Origin of the sequence: Secundilactobacillus silagincola (assembly GCF_002583405.1) — a bacterium.
GTDB classification, from domain to species: Bacteria; Bacillota; Bacilli; order Lactobacillales; family Lactobacillaceae; genus Secundilactobacillus; species Secundilactobacillus silagincola.
In genome coordinates this window covers 25,915-47,906 of the sequence record NZ_BCMJ01000010.1, presented here as the reverse complement: position 1 = coordinate 47,906, position 21,992 = coordinate 25,915, and the positions used below count along the sequence as shown (strand labels likewise).

23 protein-coding genes, 3 tRNA genes and 1 other RNA gene are annotated in these 21,992 nt (G+C 40.9%); 15 read left to right on the top strand and 12 right to left on the bottom strand.

Annotation, left to right across the window (positions count from 1 at the left end):
• Positions 1–448 precede the first annotated feature (448 nt).
• The gene (locus tag CES82_RS10315) at positions 449–757 is read left to right on the top strand and encodes a hypothetical protein (RefSeq protein WP_098826036.1); all 309 of its coding nucleotides are present in this window, start codon (positions 449–451) and stop codon (positions 755–757) included.
• 63 nt (positions 758–820) lie between these two features.
• Positions 821–892, top strand: a tRNA-Asn gene (locus tag CES82_RS10310).
• A 121-nt stretch (positions 893–1,013) separates the two neighbouring features.
• Here the strand turns inward: CES82_RS10310 and CES82_RS10305 are convergent.
• Genes CES82_RS10305 through CES82_RS10290 form a run of 4 tightly spaced genes read right to left on the bottom strand, consistent with a single transcriptional unit; the run spans position 1,014 to position 6,534 of the window.
• Entirely contained in the window at positions 1,014–1,997 is a 984-nt protein-coding gene (locus CES82_RS10305; protein ID WP_098826034.1) for a Ppx/GppA family phosphatase, read from the bottom strand.
• Positions 1,997–4,168, bottom strand: coding sequence for an RNA degradosome polyphosphate kinase (locus CES82_RS10300; RefSeq protein ID WP_098826032.1), 2,172 nt, complete (start codon positions 4,166–4,168; stop codon positions 1,997–1,999). Before CES82_RS10300 ends, CES82_RS10305 begins: the two co-directional genes overlap by 1 nt.
• Positions 4,165–5,697, bottom strand: coding sequence for a Ppx/GppA phosphatase family protein (locus CES82_RS10295; RefSeq protein ID WP_098826031.1), 1,533 nt, complete (start codon positions 5,695–5,697; stop codon positions 4,165–4,167). Before CES82_RS10295 ends, CES82_RS10300 begins: the two co-directional genes overlap by 4 nt.
• Positions 5,698–5,721: 24 nt before the next feature.
• Positions 5,722–6,534, bottom strand: coding sequence for a LicD family protein (locus CES82_RS10290; RefSeq protein WP_098826029.1), 813 nt, complete (start codon positions 6,532–6,534; stop codon positions 5,722–5,724).
• A gap of 217 nt (positions 6,535–6,751) precedes the next feature.
• Between CES82_RS10290 and CES82_RS10285 the strand changes: the two genes are divergently transcribed.
• Positions 6,752–7,213, top strand: a complete 462-nt coding sequence (locus tag CES82_RS10285) for a MarR family winged helix-turn-helix transcriptional regulator (protein WP_098826027.1) — start codon at positions 6,752–6,754, stop codon at positions 7,211–7,213.
• Between the two features lie 67 nt (positions 7,214–7,280).
• On the opposite strand, the gene CES82_RS10280 is transcribed toward CES82_RS10285, so the two are convergent.
• Positions 7,281–7,709, bottom strand: a complete 429-nt coding sequence (locus CES82_RS10280) for an OsmC family protein (protein WP_098826026.1) — start codon at positions 7,707–7,709, stop codon at positions 7,281–7,283.
• A 289-nt stretch (positions 7,710–7,998) separates the two neighbouring features.
• On the opposite strand from CES82_RS10280, the gene CES82_RS12525 reads away from it, so the two are divergent.
• Both CES82_RS12525 and CES82_RS10275 read left to right on the top strand, forming a co-directional pair.
• Positions 7,999–8,175 carry a hypothetical protein gene (locus tag CES82_RS12525; RefSeq protein WP_180245729.1) on the top strand — a complete coding sequence of 59 codons (177 nt, stop codon included), beginning with the start codon at positions 7,999–8,001 and terminating at the stop codon, positions 8,173–8,175.
• Between the two features lie 156 nt (positions 8,176–8,331).
• The gene (locus CES82_RS10275) at positions 8,332–8,604 is read left to right on the top strand and encodes a LysR family transcriptional regulator (RefSeq protein ID WP_098826024.1); all 273 of its coding nucleotides are present in this window, start codon (positions 8,332–8,334) and stop codon (positions 8,602–8,604) included.
• Positions 8,605–8,666: 62 nt separating this feature from the next.
• Here the strand turns inward: CES82_RS10275 and CES82_RS12520 are convergent, their stop codons facing one another.
• From CES82_RS12520 to CES82_RS10265, 4 genes are all read right to left on the bottom strand, one after another.
• Positions 8,667–8,828 carry a hypothetical protein gene (locus CES82_RS12520; protein WP_180245728.1) on the bottom strand — a complete coding sequence of 54 codons (162 nt, stop codon included), beginning with the start codon at positions 8,826–8,828 and terminating at the stop codon, positions 8,667–8,669.
• Between the two features lie 118 nt (positions 8,829–8,946).
• The gene (locus tag CES82_RS12515; protein WP_180245727.1) at positions 8,947–9,120 is read right to left on the bottom strand and encodes a hypothetical protein; all 174 of its coding nucleotides are present in this window, start codon (positions 9,118–9,120) and stop codon (positions 8,947–8,949) included.
• 299 nt (positions 9,121–9,419) lie between these two features.
• Positions 9,420–9,791, bottom strand: a transfer-messenger RNA (tmRNA) gene (gene ssrA / locus CES82_RS10270).
• Positions 9,792–9,862: 71 nt separating this feature from the next.
• The gene (locus tag CES82_RS10265) at positions 9,863–10,228 is read right to left on the bottom strand and encodes a hypothetical protein (protein ID WP_098826022.1); all 366 of its coding nucleotides are present in this window, start codon (positions 10,226–10,228) and stop codon (positions 9,863–9,865) included.
• A 279-nt stretch (positions 10,229–10,507) separates the two neighbouring features.
• Between CES82_RS10265 and CES82_RS10260 the strand changes: the two genes are divergently transcribed.
• Positions 10,508–11,698 carry a serine hydrolase gene (locus CES82_RS10260; RefSeq protein ID WP_098826020.1) on the top strand — a complete coding sequence of 397 codons (1,191 nt, stop codon included), beginning with the start codon at positions 10,508–10,510 and terminating at the stop codon, positions 11,696–11,698.
• A 107-nt stretch (positions 11,699–11,805) separates the two neighbouring features.
• On the opposite strand, the gene CES82_RS10255 is transcribed toward CES82_RS10260, so the two are convergent.
• Positions 11,806–12,579: a Cof-type HAD-IIB family hydrolase gene (locus CES82_RS10255; protein WP_098826018.1), complete on the bottom strand. Its 774-nt coding sequence runs from the start codon at positions 12,577–12,579 to the stop codon at positions 11,806–11,808.
• Between the two features lie 247 nt (positions 12,580–12,826).
• Between CES82_RS10255 and CES82_RS10250 the strand changes: the two genes are divergently transcribed.
• From CES82_RS10250 to CES82_RS10235, 4 genes are all read left to right on the top strand, one after another.
• Entirely contained in the window at positions 12,827–13,570 is a 744-nt protein-coding gene (locus tag CES82_RS10250; protein ID WP_098826016.1) for a winged helix-turn-helix domain-containing protein, read from the top strand.
• On the top strand, positions 13,567–15,027 hold the full coding sequence (locus CES82_RS10245) for an ATP-binding protein (protein WP_098826015.1): 1,461 nt from the start codon (positions 13,567–13,569) through the stop codon (positions 15,025–15,027). The genes CES82_RS10250 and CES82_RS10245 overlap by 4 nt, the downstream gene beginning before the upstream one ends.
• 154 nt (positions 15,028–15,181) lie before the next feature.
• Positions 15,182–16,033: a GRP family sugar transporter gene (locus CES82_RS10240; RefSeq protein ID WP_098826013.1), complete on the top strand. Its 852-nt coding sequence runs from the start codon at positions 15,182–15,184 to the stop codon at positions 16,031–16,033.
• A gap of 83 nt (positions 16,034–16,116) precedes the next feature.
• Positions 16,117–17,463 carry a glucose-6-phosphate isomerase gene (locus CES82_RS10235; protein ID WP_098826011.1) on the top strand — a complete coding sequence of 449 codons (1,347 nt, stop codon included), beginning with the start codon at positions 16,117–16,119 and terminating at the stop codon, positions 17,461–17,463.
• A 278-nt stretch (positions 17,464–17,741) separates the two neighbouring features.
• On the opposite strand, the gene CES82_RS10230 is transcribed toward CES82_RS10235, so the two are convergent.
• A tRNA-Glu gene (locus CES82_RS10230) sits at positions 17,742–17,814 on the bottom strand.
• Positions 17,815–18,005: 191 nt separating this feature from the next.
• On the opposite strand from CES82_RS10230, the gene CES82_RS10225 reads away from it, so the two are divergent.
• The 3 genes from CES82_RS10225 to CES82_RS10215 all read left to right on the top strand — a co-directional run bounded on the left by CES82_RS10225 (position 18,006) and on the right by CES82_RS10215 (position 19,094).
• Positions 18,006–18,078 (top strand) — tRNA-Gln (locus tag CES82_RS10225).
• 240 nt (positions 18,079–18,318) lie between these two features.
• Positions 18,319–18,831, top strand: a complete 513-nt coding sequence (locus CES82_RS10220; protein ID WP_098826009.1) for a CvpA family protein — start codon at positions 18,319–18,321, stop codon at positions 18,829–18,831.
• A gap of 59 nt (positions 18,832–18,890) precedes the next feature.
• The gene (locus CES82_RS10215; RefSeq protein ID WP_098826008.1) at positions 18,891–19,094 is read left to right on the top strand and encodes a hypothetical protein; all 204 of its coding nucleotides are present in this window, start codon (positions 18,891–18,893) and stop codon (positions 19,092–19,094) included.
• A gap of 152 nt (positions 19,095–19,246) precedes the next feature.
• On the opposite strand, the gene CES82_RS10210 is transcribed toward CES82_RS10215, so the two are convergent.
• Positions 19,247–19,576, bottom strand: a complete 330-nt coding sequence (locus CES82_RS10210; protein WP_098826006.1) for a hypothetical protein — start codon at positions 19,574–19,576, stop codon at positions 19,247–19,249.
• Positions 19,577–19,776: 200 nt separating this feature from the next.
• Here CES82_RS10210 and CES82_RS10205 point away from each other — a divergent pair, with 200 nt between their 5' ends.
• Together CES82_RS10205 and CES82_RS10200 are read left to right on the top strand one after the other, a co-directional pair.
• Entirely contained in the window at positions 19,777–20,814 is a 1,038-nt protein-coding gene (locus CES82_RS10205) for a branched-chain amino acid aminotransferase (RefSeq protein ID WP_098826004.1), read from the top strand.
• A 107-nt stretch (positions 20,815–20,921) separates the two neighbouring features.
• Positions 20,922–21,944 (top strand): serine hydrolase domain-containing protein, encoded by a 1,023-nt coding sequence (locus tag CES82_RS10200; protein WP_098826002.1) that lies wholly within the window; start codon positions 20,922–20,924, stop codon positions 21,942–21,944.
• The last annotated feature ends 48 nt before the right edge of the window (positions 21,945–21,992 follow it).

The window sequence follows — 21,992 nt, the reverse complement described above, 5'->3', positions numbered from 1 at the left end:
TCTCATAATATGTGGTATAGTATAACTAACCATTTATTTACCCCCTGACTAGTTTTTGAACGAAAAGGGCATTTCTCACATTTAGTTTTTCTTAGAGCTTCAACCGTCCAGTGAAACGGTTGAAGCTTTTTTTAATAAATACGGAGAATAAATTTGGAAAAGGTTGACAGCGCTTTCATTATGATTTATAGTATTTCTTGTAAGGTATGAATTAATTACCTTCTAATCAATTCTCTTTCTCTCTTATGCCGCCACTATCTCAGATAGTGGCTTTTTGTATGCGTGTGTGACAAAATTCCGGAATCTGAGCTTTAGCGCACGATTAGGCAATATTGACGCACTGAACCAAAGGATAAGCATCACTAATTTTGATCGATTTCAGGGTATTTGAGATTATGTTAGAATATATCGTATAGCAATTAAAAGTGGAGAGAGGAATCAATTATTGATGAAGAGTCACGAAACGTTTACACTCATCGAAGAAATTACCCGTCTGGACGGCACTAAGTATATGGAAATCAGTAATATGGTGCAAAATGGTCGTGCTGAATTAGCAGCTGAACGTGGATTTATTAAACAAGTGCGAATTTTACAATTGAATATTCCACATTCTCCTCACGTTGAAGCATATGAGAAGTATATCAACGAAAATTATGAAATGCCAACTGAGGCAATGGATCATTTTGAGGAATGGAAAAAACCTGAAAAGATTCAGCATGAAGTCAATATGGTGTTAAAAGAAAATCATATTGGGTAAATTTTGCAAAAAATATTGCACGTCGTGGAAAGTTATGGTATAAATAACTCATGGCGTTTTTATTGCCCCGTAGTTCAGTGGTAGAATAATTGACTGTTAATCAAGAGGTCGCTGGTTCGAGCCCAGCCGGGGCAGTATGTTTTAAATCGATGGGTGAAATTATTTAAGCCTAATAAAAAATCTGGCAATCAGTTAACTTAACTGGTTGCCAGATTTTTTTGTCGTCATTCTGAATCGATCACTTTTGGTGCGGTTTTCACGCTTCGTCAGTTGTGAAACGGTTTAGAGTCATCGCTGCTTTTTCATGGACGTTGTGTAACTGTAGTTCTTTTAAGTGTTCAAATAAAATACCTTCGCGTAAACCGCTGTTAGAAAAGGTGATGCGATCAGAATCAAGATAACGCATCAATAAGGTCAATGGAATCAATCCGCCAACAATGATGTCGGCTCGGTCTTTATTGAGCCCAGGGATTGCTTTTCGGCCTTCTAAGTCTTGGCTAACGATCCTGGAGAAGGTATCATCAACGGAATGGCGGCTCAGTCGATAACCATGGATATCTTCAAAGTTGAGGATATTATTAAAGCGACGGTTGATTTTGGCCATTGTCCGGTTGCTACCGCCGAGACCAATGACGGGTAAATTAAGGCCGTTACGCAGCCACCAGATACTGCTGTAGACATCATTAACAAAGGTCATCACTTCAAATAGACTTGAGGCAGAAATTTGATCAGTAGAGAGGTACTGCTGGGTTAAATTTACGCTGCCAAGAGGGATGCTGATGAGATGACTAATTGCACCGTTTTGAACGAGAACAATTTCTGAACTAGCGCCACCGGTATCCAAAATAACAGCGTTAGTCGCTGGTAACGTTTCGCTCACGCCAAGATAGTCATAGTAAGCTTCCATGGTACCCGGGAGAACATCCAACTTGATGTCCAGCTCAGTTTCAACGCGTTTCAGAAACTTTTTTTGATTACTGGCCTGACGGGTAGCAGCCGTGGCAACCGCCTTGAGATGGACGTTATTTAGCTTTGAGTAGACATCTTTGAATTCGTGTAGCGCATTCATCGTGCGCTGAATTGCTTCGGGCTGCAGGACTTTTTTTTCGCCCATGTTTTCAGAGAGACGGACGTATTCCTTCATTTGTTTCACTGTGGAATAGGTTCCGTCATCGTCAATTTGAGTAATTGTCATGCGCGCTGAGTTTGATCCTAAGTCAATCACTGCAAAATTTTCCATTAGTCTGATTCACTCCCATCATCGTAGTTTAAAGGATTCGGTTGGTTTTCAGGACTTAACATGGGTTGAAATTCGGTTGGTGCTGTCTTTGCTGCTTCGGCTTGATCTTGCTGAACATGCTGAGTGGCGGCTTGTGCAAAGGCTGTTTGGGATTCAAGCGGTACTAATCCGCGACGATCAATATGCGTGTAGGAGCCATCTGGTTGCATCACCCGTGTTTTAACGTTATCATGCCACATCGTATCGTAGATTTGTAAAACACGGTCGGCTAAATCAGGTTGTAATATTGGGAAAAGTAATTCAACCCGACGATTCAAATTTCGTGTCATTAAATCAGCACTGGAAAGATAGACGCTCCTTTGACCGTCAATATCAAAACTGTAGATACGACTATGCTCCAGAAAACGACCGACAATTGAGTGGACGGTAATGTTTTCACTGATATCCGGAATGCCAGTTCTGAGGCAGCAGATACCACGAATAATCAGTTGAATGTGAACACCGCAGTGAGAAGCTTTGTATAAGTGCTCAATCATTTTTTGGTCGGACAGCGAGTTCATTTTCATACGAACGGTGACATTGGCGCCTTTCTTAGCCGCATCACCGGCCTGTGTTAACTTATCGTAAATAAATTCTCGGATACCGTCAGGACTAATATGCAGCTGGTGAAAGTAGGGTGGCTTGGAGTAGCCAGATAGCATGTTAAAGATGTTGGTGGCATCGATCCCCATATCGTGGTTTACAGTGAAAAGCCCCATATCGGTGTAAAAATGTGCCGTGACGTCGTTATAATTACCGGTACCCATGTGCATGTACCGACGAATACCGCCTTGTTCACGTCGGACAACCAGAGACAGTTTGCAGTGGGTCTTTAGTCCGATCAGACCGTAAATAACGTGACAGCCCATTTTTTCAAGCTGTCTGGCCCAGTGGACGTTGTTTTGCTCGTCAAACCGTGCTTTGACCTCAACCAGAACGGTAACTTGTTTACCGTTTTGAGCAGCTCGACCTAGATAACGGATAATTGGTGAATCACCGGATACGCGATAAAGCGTCATTTTGATGGCCAACGTATTGGGGTCGATTGCGGATTGACGGATGAATTCTACTACTGGGTCAAACTTGTCATAGGGGTGCTGCATAAGCCAGTCATGTTGCCGAATAGCCGCAAAAATATCATGGTTATGATCTAATTCTTTTGGCTGATAAGCGGTAAAGTTAGCGTATTTCAGATCATCGTGGTTGATGATTTGACTAACTAGCTTGCTTAAGTAGGTTAAATCAACTGGGCCACTTGTTTCGTAAACAGCGAAGTCGGGGGTATCCAGTTCTTTATTTAAGCGTTTTAACAGTTTTTTGCTAATGGTATTTTCCACTTCTAGACGGATAACTTTGCCGTGTTCCCGTAGTTTTAATTGTTGCTGAACATCTTTTAATAAGTCAGAGGTATCTTCTTCAGCAACGTCCAAATCCATGTCACGAATAACACGGAAAACCACGCTTTCCTTAACGTTGTAATTGACGAAAAGTTGACCAACAAAGGTCTTGATGATTTCCTCAATTAAAATAAACGCATTTTCTTCTCCAGGCAGCCGGACTACCCGCGGAAAGACATCTGGAATCTGCAGGGTAGCGTAAAGCCGGCCGTCACCATCATGGGGTGTCAGTTGGATGGCGAGATTGAGTGTGTCGTTGGCAATGAACGGGAAAGGTCTGGAACTGTCATCAGCCATTGGCGTCAATACCGGATACAGTTCGTCATGGAAATAACTCTTAATAAACTGAAATTGTTCAGCCGTTAAATTAGTTGCTTTTTTAACGTGGACACCAATTTGCTGAACTGCAGGAATCAGTGAGCGGTTTAACGTTGTGTACTGTTTAACCAGCATTTCATGTGCGCGAACGTTTACTGCTCGTAATTGTTCTTCTGCGGTCATACCTGAAGCATCAGGCTTGGGGTAGTTGACCGCGGCTAGCTTAGCCAGTGAAGCCACTCGCACCATAAAGAATTCATCAAGGTTACTTTGGGTAATACTTAGGAACTTTAATCGCTCAAGGAGTGGGTTGCCTTTATCCCGAGATTCCTCAAGCACACGATCGTTAAAATCGAGCCAACTTAATTCCCGGTTGGTAAAATAATCGGGGTTGCTATAATTTTTCTTATCACTCATTTTGAAGTCACGCTCCTTTGCTTTAGTCTCGGTTTCAAGCCAAATGTCTCCTCAAAAAACTGACTCTTATATGAAAATTCCCAGTTTTCAAATGATAAGTTTTCATTACTATAAACCGTGATGACTAGTTCTGGGGATTTAATTGAAACCGAAATGCGGCTAATCTTTTGCTGTCGATCATCATCTAGGGCATCCGCCAGCCGCAGGATTGCCGCTAGCTTAGCAACCAGTAATCGTTCACCGGTATCCAGTTGCTGAAAGTGGCTGAGATCTTCACTAGGGGTGGTAGAGCTATGGTAACGTGCGATGGCAGCAATGATTTGACGTTCGTGAACGGATAGACCCGTGATACTGGTATGACGAATGATATAGTCCGAGTGTAAGTAATGTTCATGAGCGGCAATGTAGGCACCGACGTCGTGTAAAATTGAAGCAACTTGCAATAATAGGCGGTCGCGGGTCGTGAGTTGATGAATCGGTTTTAACTGATCAAAAAGGTGCAAGGCAAACTTGGTAACCAGCTCACGATGGACAGGTTCTACCCGGTAATGATTCGCCATATTAGAGGCAGCAGTAATGGTCTGTTCAGAAAAATCATACTTGCTGTAGCCACTACGGACGGCCTCGTTAATCGCCAGTCCGTCTAGTACGGTATTACGGGAAAAGTGCAATGAAGTGGCTTTTGTGAGGTGCATCAGTTTACGGACCAATAAGAGTTCGGGTAGCAGCAACGGAATTTCTGATTCCTTTACGCCGTATTCCTCGATTAAAAATTGATCTGAGGCATCGATGACGTGATCGAAAATAGTTTCGAATTGATCCGCCGTTAGCGTATGCTGTTGATCGTTTACCACAGTTAATTGGCTTAAGGGCATCGAACTGAGTAAAATTAGTTCACTTGGACCATCAATAGCTTCTTGCGGGAGTAAACGCTTGTAATCTGAAAGCTTACTATCAATATAATCACTCAGAACTTCCACAGAATTTGGTGCACTTTGACGCAAACTCTGCAGATCTTCAGCAATCCGAACGGGTCCTAGTGAATAATAACTGGAATAGATAAAAGATAAGTGATTGAACTCAGTTATTGTTGTATTGCCGGAATTAATACCTATTAAGTAAGTTAAATCCTGACTGGTTGAGATTTTCTTTTGCCGTAGGTCGACTAAAACCGCTTGGTTACGGTAGTAGGTTTCTTCACTAATTGAGAGCCAGTTTAACTTAAGACCAGTTTTTAAGAAAACTTGGTCAGCGATGAAGTCAGCGTTAATTGCCTTTGAAAGGGCTTCGCTGCCCCATAGTCTATAATCTTCAATCTGGTAGTCATTTAACAACTGCAAAAAGCCCCGTAACGAAGTGGCCATTTGATTTACCAATTCAAATTTAATGGGTTGATGCCGGTATAAATCGTCTCCAACCGGCAGCTCTTTGTGGACTCGCTCAATTGTTTTAAGGGATTTCAGATCAACAATAAGAAGCTCTAGTCCCTGTACTGAGATAATCATTGTACCAAAGTAATGGCTTGCCAAAGTAATCGCCTCCAAAATAAAAATTTAATAAAAGACTTGGTTGTCCATGATTAACTTACTGATATGTTTCTCTGTTCGCTGATTTTCAGGCGGTAGGCTCATATAGTCGCCGTACATACGGGTCAAAATTGAGTCGTAAGCCGTTGGTACATTAACTTGTAGGTATTCGAACGGAACCTTAGTTAAGTTACTAATTTCAGTGCCGGAAAGAATCTCATGATCGTATCCGTACTGCGAAGGTAAGTTTTTGTAGAAGTTAAACTGATCATGATCATACAGGCGCATGACGTCTTCTCGTTCGCGTTTTAATTGAGTTAAATCTTCAACTTTATCGGGTCCGGGATCTGGCTTATGCCGACGCAAAGGGTTTTCAATCAATCCGTAACCCGCTTTTAAAATGATGCGGCTGTCTAGCAGCTTAAATCTAGCAAATTGACTACGCCTTTGAGAAGGTTCATCCGGAATCCGATCGAATGGAAAGATATCAATAAAAACGCCTTTTCGCGCATTGTTCACGTTGCCCTTTTCTTCTATATAAGTAAATCGATCTAACAGTTTCATATAACTGAAGCCGTAGCTATCATCTGAGTAGGCAGTTTGCAGAAAATAATGGTCGTGGCCTAATTTTTCTGGCGCGTACTTGGCAAATTTCTCGTAGTCAGCACGGGTCATCCCAATATCCATATCGTCATCCCAGGGGATAAATCCTTGGTGACGAATGGCACCTAATAAAGAGCCACCAATCAAGAAATAGTTGAGAGATAGCTGGTCGCAGAGTGAAATGATTTTTGCGAGGTTTCCTAGTTCAACTTGGTGAATTCGATCAACTAAATCGATAAGCTTTGCCCCCTTTTTGATATTGGCTTAATTTTACACTCTTTTTGTTATCGGTTAAACTGAGGCGACGTTTTGGTAAGCAGTTATGGCGTATTCTATTCTGCACAGCGTGTTATGTTAAGTGTTGGGAGCCTAGTATTATCGCTTACATGTGGTAATTTACTGTGGATAATGATAAGCTAATGCTAGGAAAGCTATATAGGTTAGAGTGAAAAATATGGAACGAACACAATTACTAGATGAATACATTGATGTCTATATGAAGTCACTTAAATATCTTGATTCATTTGTATCAGAGCCGGGGATGAAGTATAACTTGTCGTTTGAACAGTACCTCATTATGCATGATATCGCTAAACAATCTCACGTTACCTTGGCACGTATCGCTGATAAACGAGGGGTAACGCGCAGCGCTATTTCTCGTCAGATTAAAGTTTTATTGAAACTAGATTACATATATCAGCAACGCGATGACAAGGATCATCGTAGGCAGTTTTTGCACTTGACCCCGCGCGGTCAACAGATTGAAGAGATATTAGCAAAGGCAGCCGCGGACCGGTTCAATGGCTGGATCGATATATTTGGTGAGGATCGGGCAATGGATTTGTTGCAGTTTATTCGTGCCTTTAGCGAAGCAGCCAATTTGGAAAAAAAGCCCAAAGATTCAAAAGATAATTAATAGTATACAAAAAGCATCATTTGGACTGTAGCGTTTTTGAGGTTGCGGTTCAAATGGTGCTTTTTAGTTAGTCGTCAAAACTATCAACGACTTCAATCGTGTAGTTAGCACTATTGCTTAATAGTTTAGAAACGGGGCAGCGGTGTTCAGCTTGGTGAACAAAATCTACAGCTTGAGCGTGAGAAATGTTAGGAATATGGATTCGAGCTGTAACTAAAAAATCAAGGCCATCCGTACTCTTGACCATGCTAACATGGACGTGGACTTCAGCTAGGTGTGGCAAACCGTTTTCCTTTTCGATTGCTTCCAAGGTAGCTGACATACAAGTGCTTAAAGATAACCCTAGTAATTGTTCGGGATTGGTTCCAGGGGCGTCTTTTAACGGATGACTGACTGCTACCGCCAAACCATTAGGAATATAGGCGACACCATTAACGCCATCATTGTTGATTGCTTCTGTTTCGTATTTGTGAATGTAATGTTTTGTTTCTGCCATGAAAAAGACCCCTTTTGTTCATTATTTTAGAGGCTTGAACCCAAAATTGCAACGTTGCCGACTCAACTATACCAATTATGATATTTTTAATTAAAAGTTTTTAACTTTGACAAATTTAGATTTTACTTGACTAATCATGCTCTATACAATGGTCATTTAACTGATAATAGAACCCGTTGTTAATTTGGAAAATTATGATGCTATAACTAGACCAATCATGGGTAATGAGCTATAATTATCTTGTTGTAAGAGTTGGTTTGTAGGTCCTGAAGCTTTGGAGGTATCACTAATGAGTGTGATAAATTTTTCAGGCCACCCCGTAGTGCAGAAAGTTTTAGTCGAGCAGGTTAACCAAGAAGGCAAGGCTGTTGATCCTGAAACTATGGCACGCTTTCGGTCGATGGTGCGTTCCCATACCGAACTGTTTGGGGAGCAGAACGGCACGCGGAATCAAACGGATATCTAGCAACAAAATAAGGGATAGTTACAATAAGCGGGATGATGATCATCATCCCGCTTATTATGTAGTTAAATCGTAAAAATTTTAAATGAGATCAGCTAGTTGCCATCGGGTATTTAATCGTGGTTTAATAGCAATAAGGGTAAAAAGGAAGCGATTAGTTTGTACAAAGTTATGGTGGTCTTACACGATGGTGATGACTACATTCGCATGAACAAGGTTTATTTCGAAACCATGCCGGTTGCTGGGCAATACATTATCCATTCGGACGGTTTGGCCTACGTAGTTGAAGAGGTGACTACCTTTGCTGGTTACGTTAGCAGTAAAGGCGCGACGACGATTTTAGTGGTTCACCAAGCACCACGTGATGCTGCAGTCAACAAACTATACGGTATTGATATTGAACGAGATCTTGATGATCCAGAAAACGATTAATCTTTAAACTAAATACAGCCAGATAATCAATCCATGGGAAAGATTATCTGGCTGTTTTTGGGCTAAATTAAATGATTGTCTACAAGATCCATGGCGTAGTGGTGAGCTTGAATATAACTGAGTTCTGCTGCGTCAAATTGTTGCAGATCTTTCTTAGTAATTGGGCGTAAATGGTCAAAATCAAAATGGGGTTCCTCAAAGTCTGTAATCTTGATTGTTTTCATTTTTAAACACTTCCTTGTTTTAAGTTGCCATCATTATACACAGAAAGAAGGTTAAAAGCCATAGAAAAATTCATTAAATTTAATATTGATACGAAGACTATACAAAACCGTTTCCCTTTCAATACATTTTGTAGGCGTTTTCAATGATAGTCTGGCTTAAATATACATCATAATGAATATTCTGGGGCGCGGATGATCTTGATTTACCCGGTTGATGAAATTGAGTCATGCCGATTAGAAACAGTAAAATCGTTAATAACAGTACGAATAGTTCAACTAAGACCTGTTTCATGACAACACTCCTTTCCGTAAAAGGATTGATTAAGGTAATAATAGCATTGACGTAATAAGGACATCAAAGGAGCAGAAATTAGTGGCGTCAGAAATATGACGTGGGTTGCTATTAATTAGGATTTCCATGGATTCCTTAATATGCAACAGAAAATAAGCGCTATTCCGATTTTTGGGAAAGCACTTCTAAATTTACATAGTACGTGAATGCCATTCAGCAATTGAGAGCAAAATAAAAGCTTGATAGAAATGCTGTTCTACCAAGCTTTACAAGGCCTTAAAGCACTTGCTGAAATCCTACAATGGAGATGGCGGGAGTTGAACCCGCGTCCAAGCATATCGCCACCCAAACCTCTACGTTTATATTCAGACTATTTAAAGTTCACTGATCAATTCGCCGCCTGTCAGGGCCAAACATGAACAGCTAACCTGATTGATCTCTTCTGACGACTTCAGATGGGAGCCGGCAGCGTAAGCCCACTTCATTTAAGACCCGTATCAAACCCATGGGCGAGATTAGGCGGATCCTTACTTAGCGCTTATTAGGCAGCTAATGCAAGAGATTTTGAACTGTTATTTGCAGTTAAAAATTAGGTGAGGTTTTTTACGTAGACCCTCGCTACGAAACGCAGTCTGAGTTCGACCTATACCTGTCGAATCCTTAACATCCCCATAAAAACTACAATCTATAGTTTAGCATATTATATGGGACTTAGAAAGCTAAACGACTGCAGTTTCCGTGATTAAAACTCCGTAATGGCTTCATCCTCTGATAATTCTAGCCAGAGTGTCAATGCCTGTGGATTAAAGTTGGACCAAGTTGACATATCACTATAGGCACGTTCCAATAATGAACATTTTTTATGTTTCTTAAGCTCGTCAAACACCGACAGAGCAAATGTGTTTTCTTCCAGATCCGAAATAACGGTTGGTAAATGATGTTGCCATTCAGCAATCAAATCCTGAAAAATCAGCAACTTACGGGCATTTTTGATGGTGTAATCTACCCCTTGAGTTCTCAAATCCTCAACGAAATCTTGATACTCCTGCATCACAGCGTCCCGGGCTTCAGCCCACTGTTGTGAATTATACGTTGGAAACTTTGACATGTTATCCCTTCTTACCTGAAATAAGAAACTTTTCTGTAAACCAACCAAGGCCCGTCAAACAATGACGGGCTTCATTAGTACCTATGACTCAGACTAATGAGTTTCGACGTATTTGTCAACACGCAATTTTACAGTATAAATCAACTTTTTTCATGATTAATGTCAAGGCCGTTACAATCCGGTGACTACAACCGCACAGTTTAGTTACAATTCAGCAGATATCGTTGTCAGCGGATATTTATCATGCTAACTTGGAAGTAAAGAGAAAGGGAGAAAATCATGACAATAACTTCATCAAATCGTTTTTCGCGAATTATTTTAATCACAGTTGTTGCACTGTTAAGTATGCTTAGTTTTATGTCATTAAAACCTGCAGCCGCTTCTGCAGCTACCTACAGTGTTGTTAGCAGCTCTAATATGACTAAAACAGCCTATCATCGTGCTTCGAGCAAGGGGGCTGTTTACAATCTCAGCCACACTAAAAAGTTAGCTAACTTGAGCAGTTACCCAAACACAACTTGGTACGCAACTAAGAAAGTGACTCTGAAACATGGATCGACCAAGGCCATTTACTACGCCGTTAAAAACGGTGCTGGTACCGTTTCTGGCTATGTATGGCATAGCTATTTAGCTAAGGGGAAGGCACCACTAACTCTTAAATATGCTAAAGCAGCCGTTGCGATGGATGCTAAAACGGACAAAGTGTTATGGTCTAAAAATGCCAATACACCAAGAGCTATCGCCAGCGTTTCAAAATTAATGACGCTGTACTTAGTTGAACAAAAGGTAGCTAATACTGGTTCTACATGGAATTCTAAGGTAACGACCTCATATTCCGGTCTTAAACGAATGGGGACCTCAAGCGTCTATGGCGGTTTCAAATTCACTCAGAATAGCTACACTGTTAAGCAACTCTACCAAGCAGCGTTGATTGAATCTTCAAACAACGCTGCAATTGCTTTGGGTCAGTGGGTTGCCGGTGGTTCAACACCATCTTATAACACCAAGTTTATTTCAATGATGAACGCTCAGGCCAAGAAGTGGAATTTGGGCAATGCCACCTATGTTTCTGCCAATGGTATGGAACAATCTGCACTGCGCAGTTATGGTTATTCAGTCAGTGGTGGTGATGCCAACATGGTTTCTGCTAAAGACGTTGCATTGATTGCCAAACATTTGATTACTGACTATCCAGCAGTTTTGACTGACAGCAGTCGTGGTAGTCTGACAGTTGCCGGTCAGCTCTGTTACAACTACAATAATCTCCTACCCGGACGGAAGTACTATGATTCAGCTTTAAAGGTAGACGGATTGAAGACGGGTTACACCGCATTAGCTGGGTATTGTTTCGTCGGGACGGGTCAAAAATCTGGTCATGATCGACTGATCACCGTTGTCTTGCATGATGAGGATGAATTCACCGAAACACGTTCACTCATGCAATACGTTTACGCAAGAAACTTGATTTAATCACAACTTTACCTATTAGCAAGTAGGCATATTTCAGATCAACAAAAACACCATGAGTCCATTTTTACGGAACTCATGGTGTTTTTGAGTTATTTTGATTGTACAGACTAAAGTAGTTTAAAATGTTTGAGACCATTGACGATGCCATGGTCAATGTTTTCGGTAGTCACGAACTCAGCCGCGTCTTTAACGGGTGCAAGGCCATTCCCCATCGCCACGGCGTGATCAACGGCATCAAACATTGGCAAATCGTTGTTACCATCACCAAATGCATAGGTGGGCACACCCTTAAATTCTGGGCGAGAGAGTAAAGTTTGAATACCCGCTTTTTTCGAAACTCCCGGTCCGACAACATCAATACTGTATGGTGTTTGTCTGAAGAAGGTGAGTTCATCTTTGAAACTGTCCAGGTAATCCTGATCGTTTTCATTGGTGGCAATGATCAGCATCATTTGCACTGGATAAAGTTGCCAGAAAGTAGGATCAATAATTGGGATTGGACTATTAATATAATGGTAGACTTTTTTGACATTTTCATTCATTCGGTTGATACGATCAGTCTGATTATTCAGAGTTGCATAAGCATCGTCGTGATTTTTAACCAGCACTGCCAATCGTTTAATGACATCTCGTGGAATATCGGTAACATCAACCTGCTTACCATTTAGTACGATAAAAGCGCCGTTTGCTGAAACCAACGTATCAATTTGAGTTTGCTGAAGCACGTTTTTAATTTCAAAAATATTACGGCCCGTTGCAATAACCGGCAAAATATCGTCGGCTTTTAGCTGTGTCACGGCGTTAATGACTTCAGGATCTAACTGGGTTTTATTATTCAGTAATGTACCATCTAGGTCAAAAAAGACGATTGCTTTTGTCATGAATCAATGCACCTTTCCTGTTACTCTATTATTTTGATTGTAGCACATTCTTATATTAGATTTGTGATGAATGACACACTTCGAGTATAATAAGAACGGTTGTAATAAATAACAGATTTCTATATCTTGGATATGCCATTGATGGTGTACGGAAAAATAAATAGGATCATTTATATACTTGATAATCAGAACGGTTTTACCGCATCAATTTCAGTATAAGCAATCACTTAATTACGGAGGATCTATGATGAAAATATTAATGATTGAAGACAATAAATCTGTATCTGAAATGATGCAAATGTTTTTTAAAAAAGAGGGCTGGGATGCTCACTTTGCGTATGATGGTGAGCAAGCTGTCCAGATGTTTAATGAGGATTCTGACGACTGGGATATGATTACACTGGATCTTAACTTGCCTAAAATGGATGGTATGCAGGTTAGTGCAGAAATCCGTAAGACTTCGCCCACAGTTCCCATCATTATGCTGACGGCTCGTGATTCGGAAAGCGATCAGGTTTTAGGATTGGAAATGGGAGCTGATGATTATGTGACTAAGCCCTTTAGTCCGATTACGTTGATTGCTAGGATTAAGGCTTTGGATCGGCGGGCAAAGATTGGCGGTAAGATGACTGATCATGAACCAGTATCCGCCTCAGTAGTTAAGGAAGAAGAAAAATTTGACATTGATACTGGCAAATTCCAATTGAATAGCAAGACCCGAGAAGCTTATTTAAACGGTAAGCAGATTAACGATTTAACGCCTAAAGAGTTTGATTTACTTAAGACATTGGCACAAAAACCGCGCCAAGTATTTTCCCGAGAGCAGCTTTTACAGTTGGTTTGGGACTACGAATACTATGGCGATGAGCGAACGGTCGATGCCCATATTAAAAAGCTGCGGCAGAAAATCGAAAAAGTTGGACCTCAAATTATTCAAACTGTTTGGGGCGTTGGTTATAAGTTCGACGATACAGGGGCTGACGAGTCATGAAACTGGTTTACCAGCAGTTGCTTGCTTTGCTATCGATGATTGCCATCGTATTAGTTCTTCTTGGTGTATCCTTTAGCAGAATGACAAAGGAATACGTCTATCAAAATACTTGGACGAGTCTGGAAAAATATGCGAACAGCTTAGTCGAACAATCAGTTCGAGTCTCACCAGATAATCCTTCTCACGTGAATTTTGATTCAGAATCATTATTAAATAGTGAGGTGCTGCTACGTAATCAGTCCGTGCATTTTACGGTTTATAATCGCGATAATACTGCCATTTTCCCGGATAATGTTTATATTTCAAAAATTAAGCATTCAGATTGGCAAAAGTTACAGCAGGGAAAAATTGTTCAAAAGGTTACTGATCAACAGACTCACGCTACTAGCGGTCAAGCTGAGCCGGCAATGACGGATATTTTAAAACCCTACTTCTATACTGATAACCACAATCGAAAACATTTGGTAGCAGTAGTCAAAGTAGGGGCTTACGTTTCGAACATTAATTCTAATATTGCTAAAATCAATGCTAATCTAACTAGAGCGCTGTTAGTGGCGAGTTTGGTGGCAATGCTATTAGCATTCTTGATTGCCCGTTATTTAACGTTACGAATTGACCGGCTACGAAGGGCAACTAATCAGATTGCTAACGGTAATTATGATGTGCAGGTACCAAGTAAAAATCGGGATGAAGTGGATGATTTAGCTAATGATTTCAATAATATGGCTCGTTCGCTGCAGGAGTCAAAGGCGGAAATTCAGCGCCAGGAGCAGCGTCGCAAGGAATTTATGGCGGATGCGGCACACGAAATGCGTACGCCACTTACTACGATTAATGGGCTGTTAGAGGGACTAGCGTACGATGCAATTCCCGAAGAAAGTAAGTCTGAAAGTATTGATTTAATGCGAAATGAAACGAAACGGCTGATTCGTTTAGTTAATGAGAATCTGGATTATGAAAAAATTCGAAATAATCAAATTATTTTGAACAAACAGCAATTCAACGCAATCGACACGTTAAATCGGTTGGCAGAACAGTTGTCTCAAAAAGCGGCCGCTAAAAACGATACAATTAGTATTCAAGGTGGCACTGATATTGAGGTGTACGCTGATTACGACCGGTTTGTCCAAATTATGTTCAATATCACTCAGAATGCCATTCAGTTTACTGAGAATGGTCAAATCGTTGTTCTGGCACAACGGGGTTACCAAGAAACCATCTTTAAAATCAGTGATACTGGTATTGGAATGACCAAAAAACAATTAGCAAATATCTGGGAACGGTTTTACAAGGCTGATCCGTCACGAACGAATACGAAATATGGTGAGTCTGGTTTAGGTCTGGCTATTGTTCACCAATTAGTATTACTTCACGATGGCAAGATTGAAGTGACGAGTAAACCCAAACAAGGGACAACGTTTACCGTTATTTTTCCCGATAAAAAGTCGGTTGAATAAACGAATTTCTATTTAGAAAATGATTAAGAATGAAGGATTTCGTAAAAAATCCTTTTTTTTTTGACAAAATTCTAGTAAACTAGTGTAGATGAAAAGAGAATAAAGCGCTTTCAAAAACGTTTTAGAGTATGAAAGAGAGAACGGAGTGAATTTCATGGCAATACTTTTAGCTTTAATCCCCGCGATTTGTTGGGGGAGCATTGGATTAATTAGTGGTAAGCTTGGTGGTACCTCATACCAGCAAACCCTAGGAATGACGGTAGGTGCCCTCCTATTTGGGATTTTTAGCGTCTTCTATTTCCACCCCCATTTAACTGGTTTTGTTTGGTTGGTAGGAATTGCTTCTGGCCTGTTTTGGGCAGTTGGGCAATTTCAACAGTTTCAATCAATGAAAGCCATCGGTATCTCGGTTACTGTACCAGTTTCGACCGGGATGCAGCTTGTTTGTACAACTTTGGCCGGTGTCCTTTTGTTCCACGAATGGACGACTACCAGAATGCTAGTTTTAGGGACAACCGCAATGGTCGTTTTGATCATTGGGATTGTCTTTACCTCTTTACGTGATCGCGCTAACGTCTCTAGAACGGGATACAACGCCGGTGCTGGGGTACGAGCCTTAATTTTTTCAACTATCGGTTATACGTTGTATACTGTGATCGTCAATTCATCTGGTGTAAACTCAAAAGCTGTTTTTCTTCCTCAATCGATCGGTATGGTGATCGGTGCACTTCTTTTTGCGGCACGTAACAAACCGTTTGGTAAACCAATGGTAAAGAACATTGGCACTGGTTTAGTATGGGGAATTGGTAACTTCTTTATGTTCATGTCAATTCCAGCGGTTGGTTTAGCAATTAGCTATTCGTTGGCACAAAGCGGTATCATCATTTCCACCTTCGGGAGTATTTTGCTGCTTGGTGAAAAGAAAACGGGTCGCGAAATGTTGTATATTACGATTGGATCAATCTTAGTTATTGTCGGTAGTGTTATACTTGGACTGTTAAAATAATTAAATTGTGGTATAGTCCATTTATTTTTTCGACGGAATCGTTTATAATGGGGTTTATCAAAATAAAAGTGAGGTACAGTTAGATGGCACACATTTCCTTTGACGCTTCAAAACTCGATAAGTTTGTTCACGACAATGAATTGGGTGAAATGCAAGCGTTAGTTAACGCTGCAGACGAAGAATTAAGAACGGGTTCTGGCGCAGGTAGTGATTTTCGTGATTGGTTAACCCTACCTAAGGATTATGACAAAGAAGAATTTGCTCGGATCAAGGCGGCTGCAAAGAAGATTCAGTCTGATTCGAAGGTATTAGTTGTAATTGGGATTGGCGGATCGTATTTGGGTGCAAAAATGGCCATTGATTTTCTCCATGAAACGTTTTACAACTATTTACCGGATGCACAGCGTGAAACACCACAGATCTTATTTGCTGGGAACTCGCTGAGTCCATCGTACGTTCATGACCTCATTAAGCTGATTGGCGATCGTGACTTCTCAGTTAATGTCATTTCTAAATCAGGAACTACTACTGAACCTTCAATCGCTTTCCGGATTTTTAAGGAACTATTAGTTAAAAAGTATGGTGAAGACGGGGCAAACGCTCGAATCTACGCTACAACTGATAAAAAACGTGGTGCCTTGAAGCAAGAAGCCGATGCTGCTGGTTACGAGACCTTCGTTATTCCAGACGGTGTTGGGGGGCGTTATTCAGTCCTGACTGCTGTGGGATTATTACCAATTGCTGCATCTGGTGCAGATATCGATCAACTTATGATGGGTGCTGCCGATGCCATGGATACGTACACTGATACCGATCTTAACAATAACGAAGCTTATCAATATGCGGCTTACCGGAACATTTTGTACCGGAAAGGATTCACTACTGAGCTTCTAGAAAATTACGAACCTAATATGCAGTACTTTGCCGAATGGTGGAAGCAACTCATGGGTGAATCAGAAGGTAAGAGCGAGAAAGGGATCTATCCTTCATCTGCTAACTTCTCAACTGATTTGCATTCATTAGGCCAGTACATTCAAGAAGGTCTTCGTAACTTGATGGAAACTGTTGTCTTCGTTGACAAGCCCAACCATGATATCGATATTCCTAAAGAAGACGAAAATCTTGATGGTTTGAAGTACCTTGAAGGTGAGACTATGCACTTTGCAAACACCAAAGCCTTCCAAGGTGTGACGTTAGCTCATACTGATGGCAACGTTCCTAACATGAGTGTTCATATTCCTGATCAGTCAGAATATACGTTAGGCTACCTGATTTACTTCTTTGAAGTAGCTGTAGCCATCTCAGGTTACCTTAATGGGATCAACCCATTCAACCAACCCGGAGTAGAAGCTTACAAGACTAACATGTTCGCATTGCTTGGGAAACCAGGTTTTGAAGAACTGGGCGAAAAGCTTAACAAACGACTTTAAAGTGTGACTTAAAAATAGGTTTGACTCAATTATTGAAATTGGGTTAAACCTATTTTTTTAAGTGGTTTTATTATTATACATTTAAAAATATAAATGCTAGCTACCAACCAAATGAGATTTTGCATTATTTTGGCAATAATTCCTGAAAGTGCAAAATAAATGCAAAACTATTTGTGTTTCTATGTCTTTCAGAGGGAACTAAAGCAAAGAAAAAAGCTTCAAAACGCCAGTTTAACGGCATTTTGAAGCTTGCTCATTTCTCTATGTTGTTCCAGAAATCACCCGCACGGGGATCGAACCCGTAACTCCGCCTTGAGAGGGCGACGTCTTAACCAATTTGACCAGCGGGCAAGGTTATGAATGACACCTATTTAAATGTCTTAACACAATATATTAATTTACACGATTTCAAGGTAAAAGTCAATGTATCTGATAGAATATTCGTTAGAGATTATTAATCATGCATTTTATCTGTAATTTACTCATTTCTGGTTGACAATAATTTCAAAAACCGCTAAACTATTATCTTGTCAGATAGTTATTGGGTATTCGCCAAATTGGTAAGGCAGCGGACTCTGAATCCGTAAGTTACTGGTTCGAGCCCAGTATACCCAATCTTATTTTATCCGTTATTGTTGACATTCATATCTCAACGATAACGGTTTTTTGTTGTTTTAAATGTGTCTCATTGGCACTGAAATAGATGCCGGAAATACAAATGTCATCGTTTTTCTATATTCAGATAATAAAAAATGAAATTGTTTAATTTTTTATTTTTTTCTGACAATATTGGGTTATTTTTCCGGTGTTTTTGCTAAAGTAGTCTATACAGAATTTTGACAAGTGGGGGTTGCTATGATTTTTACTTGGGGCATCATTATTATATTAGCTCTTGGTTTAATTTCGGGTTATCAGAGAGGTTTCGTAGCCGTAGTGATCTCATTACTGGCTTACATTGTTGCGTGGGTTGTTGCAACTATTTTCAGTCAGACATTGGCTAACTTTTTGTTCCACGCGTTTACCTCTTCTAATTCGGTAACCGTTCCGGTGCCGAGAATGCTCTCAGGTCTTGTTTTCTTCGTGTTGTTTAGTTTTGCTTATTCCGTCATTCGTCGCATTGGACGGGATCTTAACCTCATTACACGTTTACCGCTGATTCATTCAGTTAATGCGTTGATTGGTGCTGCATTGAACTTTATTGTACGATACCTACTCATTTTTTTGGTGCTTAATATTTTACTGCTCTTCCCAAATGAGTGGATTCAGTCTCAGTACCAGGCGTCACCCGTTGCGCAAAACATTGTTAAAAATACACCAGTGATGTCCAAGCAGCTAATCCAGTCTTGGCAGCAGCATCACGGAAGTTAACATTGATATCACAGAAATTTCAAGGGTATTGCCAAGTCATTAGGAAGGAAGTGGGTTGAATGATAACGATGATTGTATTAGGTCTCATTATTTTCTTTGGCCTTCGGATTTTTCTTGGCCTTTTTGGCTGGTTGTTTCGAATTTTAGGAATTTTGATTATCGGCGGTTTGATTTTAGCGTTCGCATCGTCATTCATTGGTATTTTCGCGATCATCGTTGTCGTACTACTAGGGAGCTGGCTTATCAACGCTTTTTCTAATTAAAGGTGCGGTACGTGTTAGAGATGCTGAAATTGACAAAAATGAGCGTTATGCCACAAGGTTATTAACGCAAATAAACCCATCCCGACAAAATTTGCCGGAATGGGTTTATTTGCGTTAAATTCTGGAATCTACCGAGTTTGGGAGCATACTCATTATTCAAAGGAAAGGTCTAATAGATATAAATTCTGATGTTTTAAATGGCTAGTTGTGACCCAAACTTCACGAAAGTCAGGTTTTGATTGTTTCGTTAATTCATAGAAATGATTAAGCAGGTCACCATATTCACCAACGAATGAGTCTGCTAAGAGATTGACACTTAGATGGTCACTCGGAAAATAAATTTCAGGATTAGAGACCTTTACACTATCAGGAATGCCAACAGTCACCGTATTAGCGTACTCCCGCGGGTTGAAGATCACGCGGTCTGGATGGCGCTGAACAAAAGTGAGTACGTTATAAATTGAATCAGAATTACTTGCCAAGTAATTAACCTCTTTTCCCTCTATATGCGTTTTGTCGCATTGACATTGTAGCAGATGGTAGGAGTTTGTCGCAAGAGATTAGGAAGTTATCGTGGAATGGCTAGCGTGCTTGACACCCTGAATGAATCAGCCTACAATCTATTAAAATCAAAGAATAATGCTCATGTATTTTTAATAAGATCTGCTAAGGAGTGGTTTAAGTGGCAAAAGCACCAGCACCATCAGAAATTGATTGGCAAAATTTAGGCTTTAATTATATGGATCTGCCGTATCGATTTTTAGCGCACTATCAAGACGGCGAATGGGACGACGGTGAACTCACTGAAGATGCAACGTTACATATCAGCGAAGGCTCAACGGGATTACATTACGGTCAAGCTGATTTTGAAGGGCTTAAAGCTTATCGGACTAAAAACGGCGATATTCAGTTATTTAGGCCGGATCGCAATGCTGCCCGGATGCAAAAGAGCTGTGAACGCTTGTTAATGCCGCCATTTCCAGAGGATAAGTTTATTGCAGCGGTAAAATCAGTCGTAAAAGCAAATGCTGACTACGTTCCACCGTATGGGACGGGTGGTACGCTGTACTTGCGGCCATTGATGATTGGTGTCGGTCCCAATATTGGGGTTCACCCTGCACCAGAGTATTTGTTTACGGTCTTTGCGATGCCTGTTGGTGCCTATTACAAGGGTGGAGTCAAACCTACTAACTTCACGACTTCGTATTATGATCGCGCTGCTCCTCACGGCACTGGTCAGAGTAAGGTTGGTGGTAACTACGGTGGTAGCTTGCTACCCGGAGACGAGGCTCATAAAGCAGGTTTCTCCGACGTGATTTACCTCGATCCAGCAACGCACACTAAGATTGAAGAGGCTGGGTCAGCAAACTTCTTTGGGATTACTAAGAACAATGAATTTGTTACCCCTAAATCAGATTCAATCCTGCCAAGTATCACGAAGTATTCCTTACTTTATTTGGCGGAGCATAACCTCGGAATGAAGCCGGTAGAAGGCGACGTTTATATTGACGACCTTGATCGCTTTACAGAGGCTGGTGCCATGGGTACAGCAGCCGTTATTGCGCCAATTGGCGGTATCGAGTATAAAGGGCAACTTCACGTCTTTTACAGCGAAACTGAAGTTGGTCCAGTCACCCAAAAACTTTATGATACGTTAACTGGGATTCAATTTGGGGACGTTGAAGCGCCCGAAGGTTGGATTCAAAAAGTCGAACTTTAATTTTAATCGATTTAGTAAAGATGAGGCCAGTCGCTTTCCCAATTTTGAGGAAGTTGCTGGCCTTATGTTATTCTAGAGAAAAGTGTGTAAGGGAGTCTGGAATTTAAATGTATGAGAAAACGGTTCAAGCAATAACCGAGTTAGTTAATGACGGAACGGTTCCGGGTGTGAGTTACGCCTTTATTGATGACCGGCACGTGCAAACAGGCTTATACGGTGCTGAGGCCTTAGTCCCAAGCTATGAGCCCTTAAAGCCCAATCAACTGTATGATTTGGCGTCTCTAACGAAGGTAGTGGGTACCGTGGACGTAATTTTACAGTTGATTGCTACTGGAAAGCTTGCGCTAACGGATAGGGTTCACGATTACCTGCCAGCTTGGCAGGATACTCGAGTAACGGTTAGACATTTGCTGACCCACACTTCAGGAATAACGGGCTATATTCCGCACCGGAATAAACTCAGTGCAAACGAGCTGCATGAGGCTTTATTGGGGATGCATGTGGGCGAGAATTTTGAACAAAAAATGGTGTATTCGGATATCAACTTCATCTTTTTGGGGTGGATTGCTGAGGTCCTTTTAGGCAAACCCATTCAAACGTTAATTACTGAGAATGTTTTGCAGCCATTAGGCATGAATGATAGTACTTTTCAGCCTGCTGACCCAATGCAGTGTGTGCCAACTGAACTATCGTCTACCCGAAGTCTTATTCGCGGTGTAGTCCATGATCCTAAAGCGTTTGTGTTGAAATCTCATTGCGGTTCGGCAGGGCTCTTTAGCACGTTAAACGATTTAATTATCTTTGAAAAGGCGATGCTGGAAAATAGCGATTTACCAATAACCACTGGACAAAAAGCTGAATTGCTAAATGATCAGACGCCTCTGCATCACCAATGGCGGTCATTTGGCTGGGCACTTTTAGACGCAAAACTACCGACACCGCACCGTTGCATCTGGCATAGCGGCTATACTGGAACTTGCTTGGTGTTAGATTTACAAACCCATCAAGGGATGGTGTTCTTATCTAATCGCGTTCATCCTAAGGCACCTAACGAAGCGTTCTTGGCGCGTAGAAACGCCATTATTAACACCTATTTAAGCGAGAAAAGCAGTCTTGTAACTATAAAGTAAATAGTTCAATTATGGAATGTGAAAACAAAAAACATCATGATTTCAGCG